The sequence below is a fragment of the Rhizobium sp. Rhizsp42 genome (assembly GCF_047304155.1).
Lineage (GTDB): Bacteria > Pseudomonadota > Alphaproteobacteria > Rhizobiales > Rhizobiaceae > Rhizobium.
Genome location: NZ_JBGLYS010000108.1, coordinates 1 through 917, shown reverse-complemented (window position 1 = coordinate 917; position 917 = coordinate 1). Strand labels below are relative to the sequence as shown.

Here is a 917-nt window from a genome sequence, read left to right as displayed (position 1 = left end):
AACGCAATACGCCACGGAATTACTTCGGTAATCGGATGGTATGGCGAACTGCGCCGTCCACGTTTCTCTTTCTTCATGAAGACAAAACCGTAAACCCTTTCATCGAGATTGGGCCTGTAGCTCAGTTGGTTAGAGCACACGCTTGATAAGCGTGGGGTCGGAAGTTCAAGTCTTCCCAGGCCCACCATTCACTTCGAGTGACTGTTGGATTTGGGTGCTTTGAGCGCCTTGAAGGGATTATGGATTGTTGCCGAGCCTTGGATGGAAACGTCTGGGGTGATCGAGCTGGAGGGGCTGTAGCTCAGCTGGGAGAGCACCTGCTTTGCAAGCAGGGGGTCAGCGGTTCGATCCCGCTCAGCTCCACCAAATCGATGGTGTCGAGCCTGAGGGTTAGATGGCAATGTCTTCTGAAGAAATAAAAGTTTGCATCGACTTCGGTCAGATGCCTGTTCTGCATATATCGTGAAGAGAAGATTGATCTGGAGGCTTCCAGGTGTTGGGTTTTTGACCCGGCGTCCGAGCCCAGTTCCAATGACGTCGTGAATGGCCTAGCCGGCCGGAAGCGAAAGAGGGACTGGAGGTAGGTAGGAAGCTTGTCGCTCTGGATTGTTGGTTGTTCGGTGTCTTTGACACTGTCTGATCAATGATCGGATTACCGTTGCCTGACCGCGCGGTACCGGATTTAATCTCGAGAAGCTGGTCTTAAAGATCGGACACAAGCGAACTGCTCGGCGTAGTTCCAATAAAGTGATCCGATCGAACACGTCGATGGCATTGTTGGATTGGCTGGGTTGTAAAAGGTAACCCGGTCTGTTGTCGTTCTCTTCGAGAACGGGAGCCAGATGATGAGCATTGGCAATGAGAACGATTAAGTGTCGTAAGGGCATTTGGTGGATGCCTTGGCATGCACAGGCGAT

At 51.8% G+C, this 917-nt stretch carries 2 tRNA genes; both read left to right on the top strand.

From position 1 onward, the window contains the following. Positions 1–110: 110 nt before the first annotated feature. Positions 111–187, top strand: a tRNA-Ile gene (locus tag ACCD05_RS31745). Between the two features lie 103 nt (positions 188–290). After that, positions 291–366 (top strand) — tRNA-Ala (locus ACCD05_RS31740). Positions 367–917 lie beyond the last annotated feature (551 nt).